Annotated in this window: 19 protein-coding genes and 2 pseudogenes; 10 read left to right on the top strand and 11 right to left on the bottom strand. The window is 63.3% G+C overall.

What is annotated here, in order from left to right; genetic code table 11:
- The first annotated feature begins 70 nt into the window (after positions 1-70).
- A complete protein-coding gene (locus tag AC0L2C_RS20815) occupies positions 71-1012 on the top strand; it encodes an amidohydrolase family protein (RefSeq protein WP_419696097.1) in 942 nt (313 codons plus the stop codon).
- Here the strand turns inward: AC0L2C_RS20815 and AC0L2C_RS20810 are convergent.
- Genes AC0L2C_RS20810 through AC0L2C_RS20795 form a run of 4 tightly spaced genes read right to left on the bottom strand, consistent with a single transcriptional unit; the run spans position 986 to position 5496 of the window.
- Complete coding sequence (locus AC0L2C_RS20810) at positions 986-1957, bottom strand: ABC transporter permease (protein ID WP_473524306.1); 972 nt, start codon at positions 1955-1957, stop codon at positions 986-988. The genes AC0L2C_RS20815 and AC0L2C_RS20810 overlap by 27 nt on opposite strands.
- On the bottom strand, positions 1954-2919 hold the full coding sequence (locus AC0L2C_RS20805; protein ID WP_473524305.1) for an ABC transporter permease: 966 nt from the start codon (positions 2917-2919) through the stop codon (positions 1954-1956). Before AC0L2C_RS20805 ends, AC0L2C_RS20810 begins: the two co-directional genes overlap by 4 nt.
- The gene (locus AC0L2C_RS20800; protein WP_473524304.1) at positions 2916-4424 is read right to left on the bottom strand and encodes a sugar ABC transporter ATP-binding protein; all 1509 of its coding nucleotides are present in this window, start codon (positions 4422-4424) and stop codon (positions 2916-2918) included. The genes AC0L2C_RS20805 and AC0L2C_RS20800 overlap by 4 nt, the downstream gene beginning before the upstream one ends.
- Positions 4425-4443: 19 nt before the next feature.
- A complete protein-coding gene (locus AC0L2C_RS20795; RefSeq protein WP_473524303.1) occupies positions 4444-5496 on the bottom strand; it encodes a substrate-binding domain-containing protein in 1053 nt (350 codons plus the stop codon).
- Positions 5497-5735: 239 nt separating this feature from the next.
- On the opposite strand from AC0L2C_RS20795, the gene AC0L2C_RS20790 reads away from it, so the two are divergent.
- A complete protein-coding gene (locus AC0L2C_RS20790) occupies positions 5736-6536 on the top strand; it encodes an IclR family transcriptional regulator (protein WP_473524302.1) in 801 nt (266 codons plus the stop codon).
- Between the two features lie 353 nt (positions 6537-6889).
- On the opposite strand, the pseudogene AC0L2C_RS20785 reads toward AC0L2C_RS20790, so the two are convergent.
- Positions 6890-7921, bottom strand: a pseudogene (locus AC0L2C_RS20785) (isopenicillin N synthase family dioxygenase).
- A gap of 445 nt (positions 7922-8366) precedes the next feature.
- Here AC0L2C_RS20785 and AC0L2C_RS20780 point away from each other — a divergent pair.
- Both AC0L2C_RS20780 and AC0L2C_RS20775 read left to right on the top strand, forming a co-directional pair.
- Positions 8367-9173 carry an SRPBCC family protein gene (locus tag AC0L2C_RS20780; protein WP_473524301.1) on the top strand — a complete coding sequence of 269 codons (807 nt, stop codon included), beginning with the start codon at positions 8367-8369 and terminating at the stop codon, positions 9171-9173.
- Positions 9174-9255: 82 nt separating this feature from the next.
- Positions 9256-9528, top strand: coding sequence for an AbrB/MazE/SpoVT family DNA-binding domain-containing protein (locus AC0L2C_RS20775; protein ID WP_473524300.1), 273 nt, complete (start codon positions 9256-9258; stop codon positions 9526-9528).
- Between the two features lie 31 nt (positions 9529-9559).
- On the opposite strand, the gene AC0L2C_RS20770 is transcribed toward AC0L2C_RS20775, so the two are convergent.
- The 3 genes from AC0L2C_RS20770 to AC0L2C_RS20760 all read right to left on the bottom strand — a co-directional run bounded on the left by AC0L2C_RS20770 (position 9560) and on the right by AC0L2C_RS20760 (position 12933).
- The gene (locus tag AC0L2C_RS20770; RefSeq protein ID WP_473524299.1) at positions 9560-10141 is read right to left on the bottom strand and encodes a DUF1349 domain-containing protein; all 582 of its coding nucleotides are present in this window, start codon (positions 10139-10141) and stop codon (positions 9560-9562) included.
- A 77-nt stretch (positions 10142-10218) separates the two neighbouring features.
- Positions 10219-11736 carry a S10 family peptidase gene (locus AC0L2C_RS20765; protein WP_473524298.1) on the bottom strand — a complete coding sequence of 506 codons (1518 nt, stop codon included), beginning with the start codon at positions 11734-11736 and terminating at the stop codon, positions 10219-10221.
- 99 nt (positions 11737-11835) lie between these two features.
- A complete protein-coding gene (locus AC0L2C_RS20760) occupies positions 11836-12933 on the bottom strand; it encodes a lactonase family protein (protein ID WP_473524297.1) in 1098 nt (365 codons plus the stop codon).
- Between the two features lie 156 nt (positions 12934-13089).
- On the opposite strand from AC0L2C_RS20760, the pseudogene AC0L2C_RS20755 reads away from it, so the two are divergent.
- The 3 genes and pseudogenes from AC0L2C_RS20755 to AC0L2C_RS20745 all read left to right on the top strand — a co-directional run.
- A pseudogene (locus AC0L2C_RS20755) lies at positions 13090-13227 on the top strand (amine oxidase); the annotation flags it as partial.
- 3 nt (positions 13228-13230) lie between these two features.
- Entirely contained in the window at positions 13231-14391 is a 1161-nt protein-coding gene (locus AC0L2C_RS20750) for a CaiB/BaiF CoA transferase family protein (protein ID WP_473524296.1), read from the top strand.
- Positions 14388-15536, top strand: coding sequence for an extracellular solute-binding protein (locus tag AC0L2C_RS20745; RefSeq protein ID WP_473524295.1), 1149 nt, complete (start codon positions 14388-14390; stop codon positions 15534-15536). The genes AC0L2C_RS20750 and AC0L2C_RS20745 overlap by 4 nt, the downstream gene beginning before the upstream one ends.
- 19 nt (positions 15537-15555) lie before the next feature.
- On the opposite strand, the gene AC0L2C_RS20740 is transcribed toward AC0L2C_RS20745, so the two are convergent.
- Both AC0L2C_RS20740 and AC0L2C_RS20735 read right to left on the bottom strand, forming a co-directional pair.
- The gene (locus tag AC0L2C_RS20740; protein WP_473524294.1) at positions 15556-16392 is read right to left on the bottom strand and encodes an amidohydrolase family protein; all 837 of its coding nucleotides are present in this window, start codon (positions 16390-16392) and stop codon (positions 15556-15558) included.
- A gap of 49 nt (positions 16393-16441) precedes the next feature.
- Positions 16442-17242, bottom strand: coding sequence for an IclR family transcriptional regulator (locus tag AC0L2C_RS20735; protein WP_473524293.1), 801 nt, complete (start codon positions 17240-17242; stop codon positions 16442-16444).
- 149 nt (positions 17243-17391) lie between these two features.
- Here AC0L2C_RS20735 and AC0L2C_RS20730 point away from each other — a divergent pair, with 149 nt between their 5' ends.
- Genes AC0L2C_RS20730 through AC0L2C_RS20720 form a run of 3 tightly spaced genes read left to right on the top strand, consistent with a single transcriptional unit; the run spans position 17392 to position 19250 of the window.
- Entirely contained in the window at positions 17392-17721 is a 330-nt protein-coding gene (locus tag AC0L2C_RS20730) for an L-rhamnose mutarotase (protein ID WP_473524292.1), read from the top strand.
- Entirely contained in the window at positions 17714-18790 is a 1077-nt protein-coding gene (locus AC0L2C_RS20725; RefSeq protein WP_473524291.1) for a Gfo/Idh/MocA family protein, read from the top strand. The genes AC0L2C_RS20730 and AC0L2C_RS20725 overlap by 8 nt, the downstream gene beginning before the upstream one ends.
- Before the next feature lies 1 nt (position 18791).
- Complete coding sequence (locus AC0L2C_RS20720) at positions 18792-19250, top strand: MaoC/PaaZ C-terminal domain-containing protein (RefSeq protein ID WP_023800111.1); 459 nt, start codon at positions 18792-18794, stop codon at positions 19248-19250.
- A 90-nt stretch (positions 19251-19340) separates the two neighbouring features.
- On the opposite strand, the gene AC0L2C_RS20715 is transcribed toward AC0L2C_RS20720, so the two are convergent.
- Positions 19341-20009, bottom strand: a complete 669-nt coding sequence (locus AC0L2C_RS20715) for a Vgb family protein (protein ID WP_473524290.1) — start codon at positions 20007-20009, stop codon at positions 19341-19343.
- Positions 20010-20032 lie beyond the last annotated feature (23 nt).

The following is a 20032-nucleotide window of genomic DNA, read 5'->3' as shown; positions in this document are numbered from 1 at the left end:
CTAGTCCTTCGCCTTAGCAGGATGAGGCCCGGACTGATTTCCGATGCCGGCCACAGCATGAGAGAGATGCGTGTCAAAGCCTTACTCCGGACCGATCATCGATGCCCACCATCATCTTTGGGATCTCGGCCTCGGCCGCCACCCCTGGCTCGCCACGACGGCTGGCGAGCGCGGCGGCCTGGGCGAGCTTGGCCCGTTGCGGCGAAACTATCTTCCTGAGGATTATTTGCGCGACGCCAGCCGGCACAATGTCGTCGCCACCGTTCATGTCGAAGCCGGTTGGGCCGGGGACGACTGCGTCGGCGAAACGCAGTGGCTTGAAACGCTCGACAAATCGCGGGGCGTGGCGGCCCGCTACGTCGTTCACGTCCCGCTGGCGAACCGCCAAGCCCCGGCACTGGTCGAGGCGCAGGCGGCATTCGACCGTGTCGTCGGCGTGCGCGACATATTGAGCTGGGATCCAGATCCTGCCCGCCGTTTCGTTGCCCGTGACGGCATCATGAACGATCCGGCCTGGCGCGCCGGCCTGGCGCTGCTTGCCGGCCATCGGCTGATTTTCGACCTGATGGTGTTTCCGCGCCAGCTCACTGGAGCCGCGCGCCTCGCAGCGGCCTATCCGAACCAGCTCTTTGTTCTCAACCACTGCGGCAGCCCGATCGACCGTGACGCCGATGGAATGCGGGCGTGGCGCGAAGCGCTTCGGCTTTTGTCGGAGCGCGACAACGTCGCCATCAAGATATCGGACCTGGTCGCCTACGATCATGATTGGACGCTCGACAGCCTGAAGCCGGTTGTCATGCATTGCATCGACTGTTTCGGCACACAGCGCGCGATGTTCGGCAGTGACTTCCCGGTGGCCGGTCTGCACGCGTCGTTCGATGCAGTGTATGACAGCTTTAAGGCCATTGCCGGGGAGCTTTCCGCAGACGAGCAGACGGCGTTGTTCTTCGGCAATGCAAGGCGCATCTACCGGCTGGACGATATGTCATCGGCGGGCCTGCTCCCTGCCTGAGAGAAGCAGCAGCCCCAGGATCAGCGAACCGAAAAGGATGCTGCGCCAGCCGGGCGAGGCGTTGACGACGGTGATCAGAGCCGTGATCGTGACCAGCAGGATGGCGCCGGGAATGGTGCCGGCATAAGTGCCGAGCCCGCCGAGGATCGAGGTGCCGCCGAGCACGACGGCGGCAATCGAGGCGAGCAGATAGGGATCGCCGATCCCGACATAGCCTTGTCCGTTCATGCCGAGCACCAGCACGCCCGCAAGCCCGGAAGTGAACCCGCTGATGCCGTAGACCGCCAGGGTTGTCGAAGCGAAGGGAACGCCGGAGAGTGTCGCGGCGAGCGGGTTGGCGCCCATGGCGAAGAGCCGAGCGCCGAAAGATGTGGCATGCATTGCGGCCAGAACGATCACGGAAACGGCCACCCACAAGAGCACGCCTGCGGGTATACCGGCCGGCCGCGCATTGCCGAGCCAGCGGACCAGCGGGTTCTCGGCGGTCACGGCACTGCCGCCGGCGATGATGATCAGCAGGCCCTGCAGGAATGTCGCCATGGCCAGAGTCATGATCATCGGATGAACGCGCAACAGCGCCACGCCCAGCCCGTTCACCAGACCGATTGTCGTCGTCAGCGCAAGGACGGCAAGGACGGCAGTGAGCCCGGTCGGATCAGCCTGCCACGACAGCAGCGGCAGGCTGACGGCGCTCACCGTGACGATCGCCGCGACGGAAAGGTCGATGCCGCCGGCGATGACTACAAAGGTCTGCCCCGCCGCAACCAGGCCAATCACCGCGGCCAGTTCGACCAGATAGCGCAAATGGCCATATGCGCCGAAGCCGCGCGAGACGAAGCTCGCCACGATCCACACCGCGGCAACGATGGCAACGGTGAGAAAGGGCCGGCTGCTCAGGATCGTCAAGGCGCGCCTGCGGGCCGCGGTTTCTTTCCATGCTGTCATTGCTGCACCTTGCGGAATTGCGGGATGGCGACCGCCCCGATGATGATGAGGCCCTGGGCGACATACTGGGCGACCGGGGTGAAGCCGAGGAAGAACATCACACTGATCATCAGGCTGAGCAGCAGGCTGCCGGCAAGCGCACCGCGCATCGTGCCTTGACCGCCGAGGAAGCCAATGCCGCCGAGCACGGCGGCGGCGATGGAATTCAGCGTGAAGGCCGTGCCGATGACCGGATCGCCCGAACCTGTTTGCGCGGCGACGAACAGGCCGGCGCCTGTGCAAAGCAGGCCGCTGATCGCGTAAGCCGCTACCCGTGCGCTATCGACCGGCACGCCGGAGCGATAGGCGCCGACCGGATTCTCGCCGGCGGCATAAAGGCTCAAGCCAAGCGGTGTGGCGAGATAGAGTTTCCACAGAAGGACGATGAGCACCAGCAGCACGAAGGCCGCGGGCGTGTTGCCGGCAAGCAGGTCCGACAGCCACTCCGGAATGGCGCCGCCGGGTCTCGGCAGGATGAGCAGCGCCGCACCGCCGATGATGAAGGAACCGGCGAGCGTCACCACGATCGCCGGCAACCGAAGTTTTACGACGATGAACCCGGTCGCGCCGCCGATGCCGATCCCGGTCAGCGCCACCGCAGCGGCACCGCCGGCTACGCCCAGCGGCCCGGTCATCGTCGTCGCGGCGATCACCGCGCCCAGGCTGACCATTGCGCCGATGGCCAGGCTGATGCCGCCGGTAAGCATGAGGATCGCCTGGGCCATGGCGACCAGCGCCAGCGGAAACCAGCTCTGGGTGAATTTGGCAAAGCCGGAAGCGGTCAACAAGCCGGGAAACAGGAAGCCGTAGGCGACGAGGAACGCCATGACCACGGCGAACAGGCCGCGCACACCGATATTGCGGCGCAGCTGAACCGGCCAGTAAAGAGCGCCGGCTTGCCTTGAGGAGGCCACCGTGCTCATGCCGCCACCTGCCGCTGGTCGGCGCCCATCGCAGCGGAAACGATTGCTTCCTCGCTCAATGCGCCGCGCTCGAGCATGGCAACGATGTGGCCCTCCCGGACCACCGCGACGCGGTCGCAAAGGTGCACCAGTTCTGGCGTGTCGGAGCTGAGCAGCACGACCGCCTTGCCGGCGGCGGCGAAGTTGCGAAGCATCATGTAGATTTCGCGCTTGGTCTCGACATCGACGCCGCGCGTCGGGTCGTTGAGGAGAAGCGCAAGCGGGTGGTGCGGCATCCATTTCGCCAGCGCCACCTTCTGCTGGTTGCCGCCCGAGAGGGCCTGCGCCGGCCGGTCGAGGTCGCCCCTGATGCCAAGCTGGGCAGCGAGACCTCTCGCCGTCTCGCGCTCGGCACGGCGGCTGCGCAGCTTCAGCGCCGGCAGTCTTGCGAAAGCGGGCAGCATCATATTGCTGATGATGGAATGGATCAGGTGCAGGCCTTCGCGCTTGCGGTCGGCCGGGACATAGGCGAGGCCAAGCGCGTTGGCTTTCGGCACACCGCCGGGCAGACCCGAAGCGCCGTTGACGGTCGCGCCTGCCGTCCTGGCCGGAATGGCGCCGTAGAGGCCGAGCAGCAGATCTTCCTGCCCTTGCCCGACCAGGCCTCCAATGCCGAGCACCTCGCCCGTCCTGATGTCGAGATCGACGTCGCGCATCAGGCCGGCCGAAAAATTGCGAACCGAGATGGCGTTGGAAGTCGATACCGAAGCCTGCCACTGTGGAAAAAGATCGCCGGGGTCGCGGCCGACCATCAGCCGAACCAGCCCGCTGGCGTCGGTTCCTTCCAGGCTGCGATCCGCCGTGCAGGCGCCGTCCTTCAGGACGGTGACATGCTGGCACAGTGCCATGACTTCGTTCAGCCGGTGCGAAATGTAGAGAATAGCGATGCCCTCGCCGCGCAGCCTCTCCAACAATTCCGTCAGGACTTTCGTTTCGGTTGCCGAAAGCGACGAAGTGGGTTCGTCGAGAATGAGAACGCGCGGCCGGCGGTAAAGCGCCTTGGCTATCTCCACCATCTGCCGGCGGCCAAGCGACAAATGTCCGACCGGTATCGAGAGCGGTTCGTGAAGCCCGACAAGATCGCATGCTGCCCTGGCCCGCACGGCGAGTTCGGGATAGTCGAGCAAACCGAACCGGCGCGGATAGGCGCCAAGGCCGATGTTCTCGGCGATGGAGAGGCCGGCCGTCAGGCTGAGTTCCTGCTGGACGACGGCGATCCCTGCCTGTTGGGCATAGGCCGGGGTCATGCGCGACACTGGGCGCCCATCGACCTCGATCGCCCCGCCGTCCGGGCGCAAGGCACCCGACAACAGGTTGATCAGCGTCGACTTTCCGGCGCCGTTCTCGCCGAGCAGCGCATGCACGCGGCCGGGCTGGAGAGCGATGGAAACGTCGCGCAGGACGGGGTTGCCGAAGAAGGATTTCGACACCCCCCGCGCGGCAAGAAGCGGAGCCGTGGCCACCAATTTCTGCGACCTTCCAGGCTTATTGTTCAGCCAGAAGCTTCTTGAACAATTCCTCGTCGTAGGGCGAATAGATGTAGCCGTCAGCCGGAAAATCGGCCGCCCGGGCGAGGTACTGATCGATGTTGGAATTGTTGATCACCGGCAGCGGGATCTTGACGAAAGCCGGCACATCCTTGCCCTCCAGCGCCTGGACGGCGGTGTAGGTGGCAAAGGCGCCGAGCCAGTTCGGCTGCATGGTCGCCCAGCTCTTGAGGCCCTTTTCCTTCCAGAGTTCGAGGAACTGACGGGCGTTCTCGCCGGTGATCGGCACTTGTTCGCGGCCCTGTTTGTCGAGGGCGAGTACCGCGCCCGCAGACAAGGCGCCGCCGAGCGACAGAATTCCGTCGATCTCGGAATTGGCGAACAGCAGGCTGGTGACGGCTTCCTGTGCAGGCGCGACATTGTAGGGTGTGTTGGTCTCGGCAAGGACCGTCACCTCAGGATGGGCCTTGAGCGCTGCGTCAGCGCCTTTGCGCCGATCGTCGCTGACCGAAACGCCGGCCGGGCCGTTGAGGACCAGAATCTTGCCCTTGCCGCCGATGGTGTCGATCAGGAACTTGGCCGCCTGATCGCCCCACTGCGCGGAATCGGTGTTGACCTTGGCTGTGACCTGGTCGGTGTCGACGAGGCTGTCGAAGTTGATGATGGCGATGCCCTTGGCGCAGGCGTCCGCCAGCACACGCGCCGGCGCGGTCGACGAGCCGGCAATCAGGATGATGGCGTCGACGTCGGAATCGATCATCGACTGGATCTGCTGGATCTGGACGTTGGCGTCGCCCTGGGCGTCGGTCACGACAAGCTTGTCGACCAGCCCCTGCTTCTTCAGCGTCTCGACTTCGGCTTCGATGGTGCCCTGTGTCTGTTTCATCCAGGTCGGCACGGAATAGATGTTGGCCCAGCCGATCGTGTACGGCGCCTTGCGGTCCCCCTTGATGCATTTGGCGGCCGCATTGGCCTGCGAACCGGCGCCGAAGCTCAGCAGGAGACCGAGGCAAAGGGCACTTGCGGATGCGAAAAACGACGATTTCGTCATGATTGTTCCCTTCTGAGGTTATGCCGGACGTGCGGGATCGGGACAAGAAAATCCGCCGGTTGCCGCATCCGGAAACCGCCCGTTTTCTCGTCAGAACTGTCTGCGCCAGGCTCATTATTGTCTGATATTTCAGACAATGTGTCTGTATATCGGACAAACGGGATGCTAGACTGAGCCTTGACATCTTTCAAGCGTCTTGAGACGAGGGCCGAATTGATTTTTTTGGGGATGCGGCCGACATGAGCGATGGCGCCACCGGTCTGATCGAAACGGAAGCCGGCGCCGGGCCGCGCAATGGCGAACGCCGCCGCGGCATCGACCGCGTGATCGTGCTGCTGGAAGCGCTTTTGCGGCACCGCGCGCCGATGCGCGTCGGCGACATCGCCAAGATGATCGGCGCACCGCGTTCGACCACCTACGAAATCGTCAACAGCCTGCTCGAAGCCGAAATGCTCGAAAACGTCGGGACGGAAGGCTACGTTTATTTCGGTCGGGCCATGCATCTGTTCGGCTGGGCCTATTCGCATCACAACGCCCACTATCGGCGCATAATAGAGACGCTGGACAGGATGGCCGCGGAGACAGGCGAGACCGTGCAATTGTGCGGCCTGCGCGGGAACAAATATATCGTTCTTGATTGCCGTGATTCTTCCGGCCCGTTCCGGATTTCAAGCGATGTCGGGGTCGAGGTGCCGATCCCGTGGACGGCATCCGGGCGGCTCCTGCTCGGCCATATGAGCGAGCAAGAAGTGAAGGACTTCATCCCGTCTGGCGACTACAAGCTTCCCGACGGCCGCATCATTGCGCCGGCCGAATTCTTCAGCGATGTCGCTCTGGCCCGCCAGCAAGGTTTCAGCGAGACCACCGCCCTCGCCGACCGCTTCACGTGGTGCATGGCCGCGCCCATCCGCGATGGCCACGGCGCCGTCAGCAAGACTCTTTGCTTCGTATTGCCAGTCGACACACCGGAAGCGCGGCGCAGCGAATTGCTTGCCCTGCTGTGCGAACGCGCCCGCGGACTGTCGTTGGCGGGAAGCTGATGCATGTCGCCCAAAAAGCGTGCCCTCGAGCCTCACTCGAGGGTGCGCAGCGGTTTGGGATAACGACATGCATAAAGCAGGAACTTAACGCGTCTCGCGAATTGCTTTGACGCGACGCTTCCTGAAGAATTGCCCTGACGCCTTCGCCAATGGAGCGGAAAAATGGCCGGGCTCGAATACGGCCCGGCCAAAAGAAGGTTACAACCTTCAGAGGGGAACGCCGTCCAGCGGAATGGGAGGAAACCGCCGAACGGTGTTGCCCTGTTTGAGCCTGTTTGGGCGCATTGGCGACGAACAAAATTCCAAAAGCCGGCGGGACGACGAAAATTCCTGTTCTATGTGCTCTGACCACTTCAGACGGGTGACGCCCTTGTCTCAACCCTTGGCTCCGGCAGATCGGCATAGTGCCGGCGCGCCACGTCGGGATGCGAGCGCAGGCGACTTTTCAGCACATTGGTGCCGACGTCGCGAAACAGCGGATTGTCCGGATCGCTCGCCGGTCCGCGCGCCTCGGCAGCCAGTTCTTCAGGCAGGGTGAGCAGCGGGATCGTCGCGTCGAGCCGGGCGCTGAAGAAGAACGGAACGGAAATCCGCTAGACGCCGGCCGACGGCGTCACGACACGGTGCACCGTTGCCCTGAGATAGCCGTTCGATGCCAGTTCGAGGAGCTCGCCGATGTTGACCACCAGCGTTCCGGGGATCGGATCCACATTCACCCAGCTTCCGTCATATTCGACCTGCAGCCCCTTGTTGTCGTCCTGAAGCAGGAGCGTCAGGAAACCGCCGTCCTTGTGTGCGCCGACGCCCTGGTCGCCGCCGGTTGTGTCGCGCCCGGGATAGCGCACGATCTTCATGCGATGGTTGGGCTCACCGCAATAGATTGGATCGAAAGCATCCTCGGCCTGGTCGAGCGACAGCGCGAAGGCCTTTAGCAGGCGGACTGCCACCGCCGTTGCCCTGGTCTGCCATGCCAGCAGTGCCGACTTGAGTTGCGGCAGGGCCGAAGGCCATTGGTTCGGCCCTTGCAGCCGCGTCCAGGCGGGGACGCTGGGTCCTTGCGGGACAGGTCGGCGCTCGACGCCGATGTCGAGTTGTTCACGCCAGTCGGCCTTGCCCCTGGTCAGCTCGCCACCGGTGCGCGTGTAGCCGCGGAATTGCGGGGACCTGACCATTTCGATGGCCAGCTTGTCGGCTTCCGGCAAGGTAAAGAACCGGCGCGAGGCGTCGAGCACCTCGTCGATCTCCACAGCCGAAATTCCGTGGCCGCTGAGATAGAAGAAGCCGACATCGCGGGCCGCCGTGCGCAGGTCGAACAGAAAGGTCCGACGCTCCGATGCTCCCTGCTCAAGACGGCTGAGATCGAGCACCGGTACAATCCTGGCCATGATCGACCTCCTCCTGCCTCAGGCTTGGTTCAGGCCTTTACGGTGACACGCAGGTCGTTGCGATCAAAGCAACGCTCGATCCAATCTCGAGGCCATTGGCGGAAAGTCAGCGCTGCGTTTGGCGGCCGGCAGGCAAATAACGTCCGAACGGCTGTTCCATGGCACACGCACGGCCAGGCGCTGCAATGTCATTGCATTAAAAGTTCTGCGGTCTCAGGTTCGCCCTCTCTTCATGAATTCGGCTCGATTGCGAACGCTCAGATCACACGACACGGCGACGACGCGCCATAGCCGCTTTCAGCCATCAGCGCGCGTCTTGACAAAATATTTTGTCAAGACGAAAATGAGTATGCTTGAGCTTTGGCGGGCGGCCGAATCGGCTCGTAGTGGCGTCGTACCGCACCCGGCCCGACCGTGAGGACGCCAAACCCTGAAAGGAGTTCCCATGCCGATCAAGAAAGATGAAACCGGAAAGCGTTGGGTCGAGATGGAGTTCATCACGCCCGGCACACCCGAGCAGGTGTGGCGGGCCATTGCGACGGGTCCTGGCAACACTGCCTGGTTCACAAAAACCACGATCGACGAGCATGTCGGCGGCAGGCTTCATTTCGACTTCGGTCCCAATGGCGCGTCCACCGGCGAAGTGACAATTTGGGAGCCGCCGTTCCGTTTCGGCTATGTCGAACGCGAGTGGAGCGAAGGCGCGCCGCCTGTCGCAACGGAGATCACCGTGACCAGCCGGTCGGGTGATCGTTGCGTTGTCCGCATGGTCCATTCGCTGTTTGCCTCGACCGACGATTGGGATGATCAGTTGGAAGGGTTCGAGAGCGGTTGGCCCGGCTTTTTCGAGGTGCTGCGCATTTACCTTTCGCACTTCGCTGGCGAAAACGCCGCCAGCTTCAGCGTCATGGCCAGCACGAAGGCCGACCAGCTCTCGATTTCGAGGCAACTTACCGAGACGCTCGGACTGGCCGGCGCAAATGTCGGCGAGCAGCGGAATGGCCCGCAGCAGCCGGAGAGACTATCCGGCATAGTCGAACGCGTGCGGCAGGACGACAAGCAGCGCTTCATCGCGCTGCGCCTGACTGCACCTGCTCCCGGCATTGCCCTGATCGGAACCTATGATATCGATGGCAGCGCAAACGCCAGCATGGCATTGTATCTTTATGGCGACGACGCCGAGCAGTGCGCCGCCGAGGGCGAGCCCAAGTGGCGGAACTGGTTTGGCGAAACTTTCAAGCATCCGGGCTGACGGATGCTTCTGGATCGGCCGGCCAGGAGGTCGGCCGCCCGGGCAGTTCCGATATCATGGCGCATATGGATAGGAGAGTGTGATGAAGGTCGCCAGGTGGGGCAACAGCCTCGCTATCCGTATTCCTGCAGTTGTGGTTGAGGTCCTCGAACTCGGGGAAGGCGATGAGATTGAGATCCACGTCGCCGATGCCCGACAACTCGGCGTCGCGCGCAAGCCTGCGCGCGAGGAATTACTGAAGCGGCTTCGCGCCTTCCGCGGCCGCCTTCCCGCCGATTTCAAGTTCGACCGGGACGAGGCGAATACCCCGCTTCTTCGACCGCGCAATTCGGCTGTCGGAACGATACAGCTGTGAAAGCGGCGCCCCGATCCGCTGACAGGACGCGTCAGTCGTGGAGTTCCCTCGAGATCGCCGGGCCGACTGAAAAATCGCTGAATGTGACTTCGAAACCTTCACGTTGCGGTGAACAGCACATCATGCCGACATCGACTGTTTTCGAGGGCGGGAAGTAGGCGAGCCGCACCGGCTTCCAGCGATGGTCGGAGGCATCGAGATACTGAACGCGGATTGTCTCGGCATGGCGGGTCAGCCGGATCCTGACGCCGTCCGGCGCGGCCGGGATGCTGACCAGCGACCAGTCGGAGGCATCATTGGTGACGACGACGGAAAAATAGGCGAGTCCGTCGGTGAACTCGATGCCGGCCTTGACCCAATGCGTCTCGCTCAGCCGGACCATCAGACCGGCCTGATCATAGAGCACCTTGTAGTCGCCCTTGACGGTGACCTCGGCGCTGAAATCGCCCTCGACCTGCCGGTAGAGGAAGTGGCCATTGTCACGCCAGAAGTCATAAAAAGTCTCGCGCCAGAAATCGGTCTCCTTGCCGGTTCGCACATGCACGGTGCTGTCGCCGAAGGCATGATGCGGTGGCGGGTTGAGCCAGGTCAGTTCCGCAGGCTGAGATGTCATCGACTTGTTCGCCTCGCCGGTTCGTGTTGCGTCATCCGCCTCTCATGCGACGAGGCGGATATGTCTCTTTTACGCGCTCATTTCGGCGCTTGGTAAAGCTCGGACGCGGCCTCTCTCAGCGCGCGCCGGCTCTCCGGCCTGAAATACATCATGTGGCCGCCTTCCAGCAGCTCGAGGCGGATAGGCTTTGCGCCGGGAAGCGAAGGAATCTGGCCGACAAGGTAGCGTGACGCCAGATAGGGCGTCACCAGGTCGGTGTAGCCGTTGACGATCAAAACGCCGAGGCTGGGATTTAGCGCGCGCGCCTGCCGAAGGTCATCCATCACGCCGGTATAGCCCTGACGCGTCGCGCTCGTCCCGTAATCCCAATTGCCGCTGATTTCACGGTTGAGAAGCCGATAGCTTAGATCGGTGCGGAATTTCAATTCCTCCCTGATATAGCTGACAAAGGCGGAAGTCAGCGCCGGCACGCTTCGGTCGAGCACCGGATCAGGACCGCTGGGCCTTGGACTTTCCGGGGCAACGTCTGCCGTTTCGATCGAGCCGTCATAGACGCTGAGAACATTGCCCCTTGCCCGCGCAAACTCCTTGGCGAAGAGCGAGGTGGGAATGCGCGCAAAGTTTCGTTTCACGAGTTCGAGAGGCAGGCCGGTGATTTCGGCAACGCGCGGGCTCGCCAGACGCCCGCCCTGTTCGAGCCCGCTGGCAAGCGCGACGAGATAGTCGCCAAGCGCATAGCGTTCGACATCGGCCAACCGCTCCTGCAACTCGGAACCGGTGACGCTTTCGCTGCGCAGGCGCACCGCCGCCAGCGACGGCAGCTCAAGCGCCCAGTGAAGCGGCTGGAACTCGTCGGGCCGCACCAGTGTGAATTCGAGCGCCGGCGAGATGAGCACGATGCCGCGAGGACTGACGCCGATATCTTCCTGAAGCGTCTTGGCGAGCAGTGCCGCCCGAAACCCGCCATAGCTTTCGCCGGCAAGAAACACCGGCGACGCCGTGCGGCCCGCCTGTGCCAGATAGAGCCGGATGAATGCGCCCATCGCGGCGGCGTCCTGGTTGACGCCCCAGAAGCTGCGTGCCTCGGTGCCGGATGCTTCGCGGCTGTAACCGGTTCCGACGGGATCGACAAAGACCAGGTCGGTCATGTCGAGCCAGGTGTTCGAGTTGTCCAAAAGCCGCTGCGGCGGTGGGAGAAAACTTCCATCGGCCGCTGTCGCCATCACGCGTGGACCAAGCGCGCCAAGATGCAGATAGGCGGAAGCCGCTCCGGGACCACCGTTGAATACGAAAGTGATCGGGCGGCGGGGATCAGGTTCCCGGCTTGGCTCGGGACGCAGCGTGTAGGCGACATGAAAGATTTCCGCGGTGACGTCGCCCTTGCCGGATAGCAACGACAGCGTGCCGGCCCTTGCCTGATAGTTGAGCGTGCGTCCCGCGATCACGATCGAATGATCTGAGACCTGGGGCGGCGGGAGCAGCGACAGAACGCCGCCCGAAGGCGACGGCCGCTCGGCCACTTGCGCATGGCCGTTTGGAAGGCCGCCAACCAGCAGCAGCATAGCAAGGGTGATTTCTAGGAGCTTGGTACGCATGGCGACTCCGCAGCGGAACGCTGCAAGCTACCACGCTGATGGCTCAGCCGAAATCACAGGACTGTGCACGCCCTCGCTGCTGGAAGGAGACCAAGGCTTTCAACGCACGATCTTCAGGCACATCGGCGTGCCGATATCGATAAACCGCCCGGTGTCGGCCAGCCGACCCGTGGCCGCATCGCGTGCAAGAATCGAGATGCGGTCGGCGTTCTGGTTGGCCGAGAAGAGATGGCGACCTGAGGGCGTCAGTGCCAGATTGCGCGGCGTAGCGCCCCCGCACGGCGCATGGTCGACCAGCGCAAGCGTGCCCGTCTGCTGGTCGACGGAAAACACCACGACACTGTCATGGCCGCGGTTGGAGCCATAGAGGAAGCGGCCGTCGGGCGATATCTGGATGTCGGCGCAATGATTGCCGTCGCGCGCCGCGGCCGGCACGGCCGGCTTCGTGTCGATCTCGGTGAGCCTGCCCGACGCTTCGTCCAGCGCAAGCGAGACGACCGTCGAATCCAGTTCGTTCATGACGAATACGAAGCGCCCGCCCGGATGCAGCGCCACGTGACGTGGCCCAGCGCCGGGCGCAAGCGCCGACTCCGCCAGTCTGGTCAGGCCGCCGTCGGGCCCGATGCGGTACGAGACAAGCCGATCGATGCCGAGATCGGCGACCATCGTCACGCCACCGGCAATCGTCTCGGTGACGCTGTGGGCATGGGGACGTTCCTGACGAACTGCGTCGGGACCAGTTCCGCTATGGGCGACGCTCGACAACGGCGCGGTCAGGCCGCCATCGTGGCGCAATCCGTAGACGACGAGCGAGCGATCGGGGCCGCCTTCGCCCATGCCGTAATTGGCGACCAGGAGCTTCGTCCCGTCGCGCGTGACGGTGTTGTGCGCCGTGATGCTGCCAAGCGTCGGCTGCTTATTGATGTAGGAGAGCGCGGCGGTTTGCCTGTCGAAATGGTAGGCCGAGACCACGCCTTCGCGCCAGGTGAACACTTCGGAGTTGGCATAGACATGTGACCCGTCCGGCGTCACCGACAGGAAGGTCGGATTGTCGACGTCACCCGTCTCGGCCAGTTTCCTCGTCTCCAGCGTCTCCTCGTCGAAACTGTAGACACTGAGTCCAACGCCGCGCGCGCCCTGAAAATAAGGTGCCTCGCGGTTGAGGCTGCCGACGAAGACCAGACAGGCGTCGTTCATCAAATCCTCCCCTGTTCCGCCGGCATCCAGCCGCAGCGGATCGCGGCAAATTTCGCTTGTTCACGCTTGAAACACAATCCCATATGTGAAAATGCTATTCACTAGAGAAGATCGACGCAGGGAACCGATCGTGCGATCCAATCTCGACACGAAACCCAATACAAGGAGATGGGGCTGATCCGCGCCAACTATGAAGTCTTCAAGGGTGAAGGAGAACTCGTGCTTTATTGCGAGCCCCTGCAGACGGTGAAGTGCCGGATTCCGGCCGATTTCGCCGGCAAGACGGAGACATAGGCGATGGCTGCCATTGCCGAATTGCCGCTGACCGGGCTCGTCGTCGTCGACATGAGCCAGTTCCTGTCAGGGCCCTACTGCTCGCTGCGGCTGCTCGACCTCGGAGCCCGCGTCATCAAGATCGAGCGACCGGATGGCGGTGACCTGTCGCGCCGGCTCTATCTCAGTGACACCGAGATCGGCGGCGATTCCACCATCTTCCACGCCATCAACCGGGCCAAGGAAAGCTTTGCCATCGACCTCAAGGAAGAGGCCGATCTGGCGGCGCTGCGCAGCCTGCTGGCCAAGGCCGACGTGCTGATCCAGAATTTCCGGCCCGGCGTCATCGAGCGCCTTGGCCTTGACTACGAGGCGGTGCGCAAGATCAATCCACGCCTGGTCTATGCCTCGATCAGCGGCTATGGCGAAGAAGGCCCCTGGGTCAAGCGCCCCGGGCAGGATCTGCTGGCGCAGGCGCGTTCCGGCGTGATGTGGCTGAACGGCGACGAGGACCAGGGTCCGGTGCCGTTCGGCCTGGCGATCGCCGACATGCTGGCGGGCGCCGCCGCCGCGCAAGGCATCCTTGCCGCACTGGTGCGGCGCGGCGTGACCGGCACCGGCAGCCATGTCGAGACCAGCCTGCTCGAAGCGCTGGTCGACTTCCAGTTCGAGGTGCTGACCACGCATCTCAACGACGGACGCCGCGTGCCGCGACGATCGGCCTTCCGCAGCGCCCATGCCTATCTGTCGGCGCCTTACGGGGTCTATCCGGCCAAGGACGGCTATCTGGCGATCGCGATGACGCCGATCCCGGAGCTGGCCGACCTTTTGGAACTCGAACAGCTTGCGCCCTTTCGCGATCAGCCGTCGACCTGGTTCACCGCCCGCGACGAGATCAAGGCGATCATTGCGCAAAAAATCGCGACGAAAGCCGTCGACGAATGGCTTGCCATCCTCGAGCCCGCCGACATCTGGTGCGCCAAGGTGCTGAGCTGGCCGGAAATGATGGCCAGCGAAGGTTTTCAGGTGCTCGACATGCTGCAGACCGTGACGCGCGAGGACGACGTCTCGATCCTCACTACGCGTTCGCCGCTGCGGGTCGATGGCGTCCGCGCCAAGGTCGAGCGGGCGGCGCCGCGCATCGGCGAGCACAGCGCAAAGATCCGCGAAGAATTCGGGCTGTGAGCGACGTGACGCTCAAAGGCATGACCTGGAGCCATCCGCGCGGTTACGACCCGATGGTCGCCTGTTCGGGACTGTGGAAGCAGCAGACCGGCGTCACCATCGAATGGGACAAGCGCTCGCTGCAGGATTTCGAATCGTTTCCGGTCGAGGACCTGGCCCGTGCCTACGATTTGATCGTCATCGATCATCCGCATGTCGGCCAGATCACCGCCGAGACTTGTCTGGCGCCGCTCGACGTTGTGGGGCGTGAAGAGGAACGCGCGGCACTGGCGGCAGGCAGCGTCGGCCAGTCCTATCCTAGCTACAACTGGCAAGGCCGGCAGTGGGCGTTTCCGATCGACACGGCCAGCCAGGTGCAGGCGTGGCGGCCGGACATGCTTTCCGCCGCGCCGGCGAACTGGTCCGAGGTGCTCGACCTGGCGCGGCAAGGCCGCGTGTTGCTGCCGCTCAGGCCGCCGCATTCGCTGATGGTGTTCTACACGCTTGCCGGCAATCTCGGCAGGCCCGCCGTCGAAGAGCCTGGCGACCACATAAACCCTGACATCGGCGGCCGCGTTTTCGAGATGATGCGCGAGATCGCGGCTCTCGTCGATCCGACCTGCCTTGGCATGGACCCGATCGGCGTCCTGGAGGAGATGGCCAGCTCCGGCACGCGGATCGCCTGCGCGCCGCTGATCTACGGCTACGTTTCCTATGCCATCGCCGGATTCCGCAGCAGCCGCCTTGCCTTCGCCGACATTCCGCCTGCCGGCGACGCCGGTGTAGTCGGGTCGGCGCTCGGCGGAACCGGCATTGCCGTGTCGGCCTTTTCGAAGGCCACGCAAGAGGCCGTCGACTTTGCCTACTGGATCGCCAGCGGCGAGGTGCAGCGCGGCCCCTATGCGTCGGCCGGCGGCCAGCCCGGCCATGCCGCAGCCTGGGACGATGCCGCCGTCAACGCAGCCGCCGGCAATTTCTACAAGGACACCCGCGCCACGCTCGAGAGCGGCTGGGTCAGGCCACGCCACGATGGCTACATGGCCTTCCAGCAGGCGGCCTCCGATCGCATCAATCTCGGCCTGACCGAAAGGTACGATGCCGGCCGCGTCGTCGCCGATCTCAACCGCCTGTTTGTGGAGAGTCTCCGGCACTCGGCGCTGAGCTGAGGCGGTGTTCGCTAACTTCTCACAAATTCCACAGCCGCTTCGCATTGGCGGAGAGCAGCTTTTGCCGTTCATCGATGCTTGCTCCGCCAAGCAGCGCATGCGTCGCCGCAATCCAGGTGGCTAGTCCGCCGCCAAGCGTGCAGACCGGCCAGTCGCTGCCCCACACGACCCGGTCCCAGCCAAAGCATTGGATGGTGTGCTCGACATAGGAACGCAGCGTTTCGACAGTCCAGGATCCAGCGTCCGCATAGGCGACCACACCGGAAATTTTGCCGACGACGTTCGGCCGCCGCGCGATCTCCGCCATATGCTCGCGCCAGGGATGCTCACTGCTGCCCTTGATGTCGGGCACGCCGCAATGGTCGAGCACGAACTGCACGTTCGGCGCGAGATCGGCAAGCGCAATCGCCTTGCGGATCTGATGCGGCAGGACGACGAGGTCGAAGGTCAGTTTGGTGCCGGCAAGCCGCTTGATGTTTTCGCGAAACAGCGCGCCTTCCGAAAGTTCGTCCGGCACGACGTGGAGCACACGGCGAAAACCCTTGATGAAAGGATCGGCGCGCTGGCGCTCGAGATAGGCGGCAAAGCCCGGCTCTTCCGGACGGCAGGAGGCGATCACTCCCCTCAGCAAGCTGTCGTTCTGGTGTGACAGCGCCTTTACGTGACTGGTCTCAGCCTCGATATCCGCTGGATCGACATCGACCTCCATGTGCAACGCGCCCTCTATGCCGGCGCGGCGAGCCTGGGCTGCATATTCGTCGTAGGAGAAATCGCGGTTTAGCGCCGGCACGCCGGAGAGCCAGGGATAGCGCAGCGCTGACTGGTCGATCAGGTGCAGATGGGTATCGAAGATCATAACGGCGCTCCTCTGCATTTCCCGATCATCTCAGGGGGAAATTCTTCGTTCAAACAAGACTCTGTTTCGTCTGCCTGGCCGCGGCACCCGCCAGTTGCGATAGCTTTTCAGTCGCGGCCAGCAACAGTTCTATCGTCCTGGTGATATCGGGCGCCTTGGGTGCGTTGACCAGAGTTACGTAGGGGATCGACAGCGCGGCGATCGCCCTGCTGTCCGAGCCAAGCACAGGCGCCGACAGGTTGAATACACCGGCGGTCTGCATCGATGCCATCATTTCATAGCCGCGTTGTCGGATCTGGTCGAGACGGGCAAAGAAGTCCGGCGATTGAGGCGGCTTGTGGGTGCTGCGCAGATGTTCGGAGATCATCATCCGCCGCTCTTCCGACGAGCGGAACGCTAGCAGCACATGTCCGGAGCCGGTGTCGAACAGGCTGACATGCGCGCCGACGCGTATCGAGATGCCCCAATAGTCCGGCGCCTCCTGCTGGGCGATCACCACCGCAGAACCGCGGTCGAAGACGACAAGCTGGTTTGACTGCTGCGAGGCCTCCGCAAGCTCGCGCATCAGCGGCGTCGCATAGGAAACCAGCCGCCGCACCGGCGCGTGCAGATGCGCCAGGCCAAACAGCTTGAGCGTCAGCGAGTAACGGTCGCCATCCGGCCGCGTGACGTAGCCGCGCCGCACCAGCCGGTCCAGCATGCGGTAGAACTCGTTGGGGCTGCGGTCGAGCTTTTTGGCGATTTCCGCCTGGGTCAGGCCGCCATCGACGCCGGCCAGAAGCTCAAGGATGTCGAGACCCTTGTCGAGCGCCGGCGCGCGATAGCGGTCATCGTCCTCGTCCTCCGCCATAGTCACTCCCCGTGGTCAGCATCCGAAAGGACCATCGGCTTGGTGATTGTGTAAATTATTTGTTTGTATGTAAATAGTGGGCAGATCACCGCCGGTGCAACGCAACACATCGCGGCATTCATAACGACCATAGTGAACAGGAGCCGGACATGCAGCGGATGGCAATGGTGCTCGGCCTCAAGCCGGAAAAGATCGCCGAATATGTGCGGCTTCACGCAGCCGTCTGGTCCGACGTGCTGGCGATGATTTCCGCCTGCAACATCAGGAACTATTCGATCTACCTCAAGGAGCCGGAGCACCTCTTGTTCAGCACTTTCGAGTACCACGGCACCGACTATGCCGCCGACATGGCGAAGATGGCCGCCGATCCCAAGACGCAGGAATGGTGGGCGCTGTGCATGCCTTGCCAGGAGCCGCTGCCGACCCGCAAGGAGGGCGAATGGTGGGCATCGATGGACGAAGTCTTCCATCATGACTGATGGCGTTTTCGACCCAGCCTCGCTCTCCCAGTCCTGGGCGAAGCCATCGAAGCCGCGGCCGATCGTGATTTTCGGCGCCGGCTCGATCGTCGGCGACGCGCATTTCCCGGCCTATGGGAAAGCCGGCTTTCCGGTCGCCGGGCTTTTCGATCCAGACCACGCCAAGGCGGAAAAACTCGCGGCCAACTGGGGCGTCACCGCTTACCGGTCGATCGAGGAGGCTACTTCAATCGACGGCGTCATCTTCGACCTGGCGACGCCGCCGGCTCATCATGCCGGCGTGCTCAGGGCGTTGCCCGACGGCGCCGTAGCGCTGATCCAGAAGCCGATGGGCAGCGACCTCAGCGAGGCGAGCGAGATCCTCGAAACCTGCCGCGCCAAAAACCTGAAAGCGGCTGTGAATTTCCAGCTTCGCTTCGCACCGATGATGCTGGCTCTCAGGGATGCGATCGCCAGGGGCTGGCTGGGCGACGTCGTCGACTTCGACGCCTGGCTGGCGCTGGCGACACCCTGGCAGCTGTGGGAATTCCTGCTGAAGGCGCCGCGCGTCGAGATCGCCATGCACTCGATCCATTATCTCGACCTGATCCGGCAATTGCTCGGCGATCCCAGGGGGATTCACGCCAAGACGCTCGGTCATCCCGACCATAAGGTCGCGCAAACCCGCACCAGCGCGATCCTCGACTATGGCGACACAGTGCGCTGTGCGCTGTCGATCAATCATGATCATAAATTTGGCCGAAAACACCAGGCCTGCGAGTTCCGCATCTGCGGAACCGAGGGCGCCGCCTATCTCAAGCTCGGGCTCAACCTCGACTATCCGCGCGGCGAGCCCGATATCCTTGAAATCTATCCGAAGGGCGGCTCAGACTGGGTCACGGTGCCGCTCGTCGGCGAATGGTTTCCGGACGCCTTTGTCGGCCGCATGGCCAATGTCCAACGCCACGCATCAGGCGAAGACGCCGAGCTTGTCAGTTCCGTCGAGGACGCCTGGAGCACAATGGCGCTGGTCGAAGCTGCCTACCAATCGAGCGCGGCGCCGGCAACACCGATCGCGGCGAGGCCCTGACATGGAGCAGACTGTCTATTTCGAGGATTACCAGATCGGCTCGTCGCGTATGACCAGCGGGCGCACCATCACCGAGACCGACTTCGTCGTGCATGCCGGCCATACCGGCGATTTCTTCCCTCACCACATGGACGCCGAGTTCATGAAGACGACGCCGTTCGGCCAGCGCATCGCCCATGGCACGCTGGTCTTCTCGGTCGGCGTCGGACTGACGGCAAGCGTCATCAACCCTGTCGCGTTCTCCTATGGCTATGACAGGTTGCGCTTCATCAAGCCGGTGTTCATCGGCGATACGATCAAGACCCGCACCACCATCTCGGCCAAGCAAGACGACCCAAAGCGGCCGGAGTCGGGTCGCGTCATCGAGCGCTGCGAGGTGATCAACCAGCATGGCGATGTGGTCCTGGTTGCCGACCACATCTACATCGTCGAGCGCCGCGACAAGCCCAACAGCGCTTAAGGGCTCCAGCGATCCGGTCCGCCGCATTGATGACCGCTCCCGGCGGACGGTTCGTCAAAGCGGAAAGCGCGCCCGCGAGGGCCGCTTCGGTTACTTGCTCGTCGGGTCGACCGGGGTTTTGGAGCCTCGCCTGGGTCGGCGGATGGCTCTCACCTTGCGGCTGTTTCCACCGCCGCAGAAGAACTGATCGCCACCATCGGACTCGAGCCCCGACACGCCTGTTCCAGGCGGCATATCAAGCTTCTCCAGGACCTTTCCGGTTTCAGGATCTATCCGCCTGACGTCGCTCTCGTCACCTTCCCAGGTGCCGTGCCAGAGTTCGCCGTCGATCCAGGTGACCCCTGTGACGATACGGTTGGAATCGATTGTGCGAAGAACTGCCCCTGTATGGGGGTCGATCTGATGGATTTTGCGACCGCGATTCTGCCCCACCCAAAGTGAGCCTTCGGCCCAGGCGAGTCCGGAGTCGCCGCCGCCACCTGGCGCCGGAATCGTGGCGAGTACGCGGCCAGTGTTGGGATCGATCTTCTGAATGCGATCTTCGGCGATCTGGAACAGGTGCTGGCCGTCGAAGGCCGTTCCTGCGTGCGCGGCGACATCGATCGCGCGCACCACCTTGCCGCTCGCAGGATCCAGGGCGTTCAGTCTGTCTCCTGACGCAAACCAGACGTGCTGACCGTCGAATGTAACCCCAGCCACCTGGTCGACACCCGGAAAGGGTCCATATTCGCGGAGGACTTCGGCTGCAGATCGTTTCATGCTTCTCCTCCAGGCTCAGATCT

The sequence above is a fragment of the Mesorhizobium sp. WSM4845 genome (assembly GCF_055811455.1).
The sequence above is the reverse complement of the archived record's forward strand: the minus strand, read 5'-3'. Positions and strand labels throughout refer to the sequence as shown.

Excerpts from the sequence above, each read along its gene's own strand:
- AC0L2C_RS20810 (WP_473524306.1), bottom strand. The coding sequence starts at position 1,957 with ATGACAGCATGGAAAGAAACCGCGGCCCGCAGGCGCGCCTTGACGATC.
- AC0L2C_RS20805 (WP_473524305.1), bottom strand. The coding sequence starts at position 2,919 with ATGAGCACGGTGGCCTCCTCAAGGCAAGCCGGCGCTCTTTACTGGCCG.
- AC0L2C_RS20795 (WP_473524303.1), bottom strand. The coding sequence starts at position 5,496 with ATGACGAAATCGTCGTTTTTCGCATCCGCAAGTGCCCTTTGCCTCGGT.
- AC0L2C_RS20790 (WP_473524302.1), top strand. The coding sequence starts at position 5,736 with ATGAGCGATGGCGCCACCGGTCTGATCGAAACGGAAGCCGGCGCCGGG.
- AC0L2C_RS20780 (WP_473524301.1), top strand. The coding sequence starts at position 8,367 with ATGCCGATCAAGAAAGATGAAACCGGAAAGCGTTGGGTCGAGATGGAG.
- AC0L2C_RS20775 (WP_473524300.1), top strand. The coding sequence starts at position 9,256 with ATGAAGGTCGCCAGGTGGGGCAACAGCCTCGCTATCCGTATTCCTGCA.
- AC0L2C_RS20770 (WP_473524299.1), bottom strand. The coding sequence starts at position 10,141 with ATGACATCTCAGCCTGCGGAACTGACCTGGCTCAACCCGCCACCGCAT.
- AC0L2C_RS20765 (WP_473524298.1), bottom strand. The coding sequence starts at position 11,736 with ATGCGTACCAAGCTCCTAGAAATCACCCTTGCTATGCTGCTGCTGGTT.
- AC0L2C_RS20760 (WP_473524297.1), bottom strand. The coding sequence starts at position 12,933 with ATGAACGACGCCTGTCTGGTCTTCGTCGGCAGCCTCAACCGCGAGGCA.
- AC0L2C_RS20750 (WP_473524296.1), top strand. The coding sequence starts at position 13,231 with ATGGCTGCCATTGCCGAATTGCCGCTGACCGGGCTCGTCGTCGTCGAC.
- AC0L2C_RS20740 (WP_473524294.1), bottom strand. The coding sequence starts at position 16,392 with ATGATCTTCGATACCCATCTGCACCTGATCGACCAGTCAGCGCTGCGC.
- AC0L2C_RS20735 (WP_473524293.1), bottom strand. The coding sequence starts at position 17,242 with ATGGCGGAGGACGAGGACGATGACCGCTATCGCGCGCCGGCGCTCGAC.
- AC0L2C_RS20730 (WP_473524292.1), top strand. The coding sequence starts at position 17,392 with ATGCAGCGGATGGCAATGGTGCTCGGCCTCAAGCCGGAAAAGATCGCC.
- AC0L2C_RS20725 (WP_473524291.1), top strand. The coding sequence starts at position 17,714 with ATGACTGATGGCGTTTTCGACCCAGCCTCGCTCTCCCAGTCCTGGGCG.
- AC0L2C_RS20720 (WP_023800111.1), top strand. The coding sequence starts at position 18,792 with ATGGAGCAGACTGTCTATTTCGAGGATTACCAGATCGGCTCGTCGCGT.
- AC0L2C_RS20715 (WP_473524290.1), bottom strand. The coding sequence starts at position 20,009 with ATGAAACGATCTGCAGCCGAAGTCCTCCGCGAATATGGACCCTTTCCG.